We start from the raw sequence: 2,474 nt of genomic DNA, 5'->3' as shown, positions 1-2,474 counted from the left end.
TTGCTCCATAACTTTAATTGTTTGATAATCATAAAGTTACAAATAATAAATCAACTAACCTACTGATATTCAATATATTAACACCTTGTATAAGATTGTTTTTCAATTAAATTTAAACAGCTTCTAACTTTAAATCAAAGATTATAACAACCTCTCAGATCGGTTTCAAATGATCAAAGCAGATATATGATAAGGTCTGAACAAGGAATTAGAGCAAAAATCATTAGTAATGGTGAGGTGCTCTCATATTTTTTGCTCCTATTATGAGTTAAGATTGACCAAAAATACATTTAACTAACTTGTTTACAGATAGATAAATTGATTTATTTCAATGATTTATATTTATTGATTTAAGGGAATGAGGAGTATAAATTTCAAAAATTGATGAATCATATAGAACTTGTAAGCTCAATTCTAAAAAACAACTCAAATCAATCAAACAAATTAAGAAAAACATTCCTCTCCAAATAAAATGCATTCTAAAATATCAATAGTGATCCCACAATTAATGTAAGTACAGTTTGATCTATTTTGACTCTTCTATATTGTGATTGCAATTTCATAGCCACAAGCTATAAAACCGGATAGAAAAATGAATTTCAAAGATGAATTCATAGATATAGTTTCAGCCTAAATACTTCTAAAAAGGATCGGAAATTTTAAGAGGATAGGCTCAACAACAGTGTAAGTAAGATTATTATTTTAGCAAAAAACAGACTACTCTCGAAGCTTTCTGCAATATATCAAAACATCATTATTAATAGTTTTATACTAAGCGTATAGGTGTCAATTATACAAATGAATCTGCGTAGTTTTTATGTTAGCACATAAAATACACTATTATTAACATTATGAGAAGCTAATTGAACGGTAAAATATAAGCCTGAAAAACACCTTAGGTTCCTTAAGTCTATATAATTTGATACTGTTTTTTCATTAAAATCTGATTTCATAACCTCACATTTACAAGAGTATTCATTGAATTTGATAACCTGTTGACAGTTTTGGGTAACCTAAAACTCTCACCCTTTTTCTAACTTGGCAGGTGTGTTTTTGTCCAACAAAACACCTCGCTCCACAGAGGGAATAAATTCCTAGCTTGGTAGTAGCCAAAAGTATTAGCTTTTTATATCAATACCGACATGCTAAACGTATTGTGAATAGATAGGAGTATCTGCTCTGCTTACTATTCACTACAACAGCCTCTCGTCTCTGACCATTCAGACGGCTCTCCCGAGCATTCCACAGCTCAAGGTCACAAGAGAGTTTATAACTGAATTGATCCATAAACTGCCCAACAGTTATTCGCCCCATAATCGGAGCCTTACCCTCCTTATTCAAATTGCTCTTTTTGAGGTTGAGCAACACCTTCATCTTACTCTTTTGCATATGCTTTAGTTTTATGGGCAAAGTTCCCCGTTACCAAAGCATTCATTGCTATGCAAAACACTGAGCCTCATGCAACAGTACCAGTTTAGAATAATTACCAGTTACATAGAGTTCACAGCGGAAAATAGGTAATGACCTGGTAACGAAACTCCTGCATAAAAACCGTTAACTCTTACCCTCACCCCATCTGGCTCTTCTATGCAAAACCCCTCTCTTCCAACACTTCCCCCTCCTTCCAATCTCCATATAGCTCTATTTGAAAAATAGGCTTTTTCTGTTTTCGAATTAATATAATTGCTGTATCATTGCGAAAGAGATTCCTTTTTAGTACATTAGTGACCAGTTAAGAATAAGATACATGATGATAAACATATTATTTACCTTACTTTTGATTGTCCTTTTGCTTGGAGGTATCTTCCTCCTTGAAGGTAAGATATGTCTTATCAAGGAGGCAGAGATAGGTGACTTTGTAATCATCAAATATGATCTTATGAATGGTCTTTCTCTATGGGCTGTGAAGCTCGTCTTAAAAGGACTTTATCTGTTAAATACTGTTATCCTGGTTAGTACACCAAAAGCTACTCAAACAACACTCATTCAACTTCAAAATCTCAATTTCAAGGGTTAGGGGAATATGACCCTATACACACTTTGCCCGTTTTATTAGTACGAAACGGGCCTTTTTATGCGCTATTTTAACAAATAAGCTCGCGCGAGAAGCAATCTATTCTCGCGCGACTTTCGATCCGTTGTCGCGCGACCTTGACATGCGAAGTCGCGCTACTTCAGGTGCAACCTCGCGCGAGTTTAGGTTCAAAGTCGCGCGAGAATGGATTGCAAGTCGCGCGACCTTACAAAAAAGGCGGCCTAAAGTCCATTTTTAAGCCGCCAATTTGTCCATAAAAAGCCACCTATACATATATTAACATTCAGATAGGACGGTTTCGTCCTATTGGTTTGGTAGTATCCCAAAAAGTGTGTAAAGGAGGTTTATCTTTGAGTCAAAATTAATCATTTCAATTCATTGTTTTGTTCATCCGTCAGGCGGGCATGAAAAACACCGGGGGGATTGGCGTCCCCCCGGG

At 35.3% G+C, this 2,474-nt stretch carries 1 protein-coding gene and 1 pseudogene; one reads left to right on the top strand and one right to left on the bottom strand.

What is annotated here, in order from left to right:
• Positions 1-1,141: 1,141 nt before the first annotated feature.
• A pseudogene (locus tag ACFO3G_RS01445) lies at positions 1,142-1,389 on the bottom strand (Arm DNA-binding domain-containing protein); the annotation flags it as partial.
• Between the two features lie 358 nt (positions 1,390-1,747).
• Here ACFO3G_RS01445 and ACFO3G_RS01440 point away from each other — a divergent pair.
• Positions 1,748-2,017 carry a hypothetical protein gene (locus ACFO3G_RS01440; protein WP_380077288.1) on the top strand — a complete coding sequence of 90 codons (270 nt, stop codon included), beginning with the start codon at positions 1,748-1,750 and terminating at the stop codon, positions 2,015-2,017.
• Positions 2,018-2,474: the final 457 nt, after the last annotated feature.

Origin of the sequence: Falsiporphyromonas endometrii, from assembly GCF_042654485.1 — a bacterium.
Lineage (GTDB): Bacteria > Bacteroidota > Bacteroidia > Bacteroidales > Porphyromonadaceae > Porphyromonas > Porphyromonas endometrii.
Note: the sequence above shows the minus strand (reverse complement) of the source record. Positions and strands in the feature narration are given on the sequence as shown.

Excerpts from the sequence above, each read along its gene's own strand:
- ACFO3G_RS01440 (WP_380077288.1), top strand. The coding sequence starts at position 1,748 with ATGATGATAAACATATTATTTACCTTACTTTTGATTGTCCTTTTGCTT.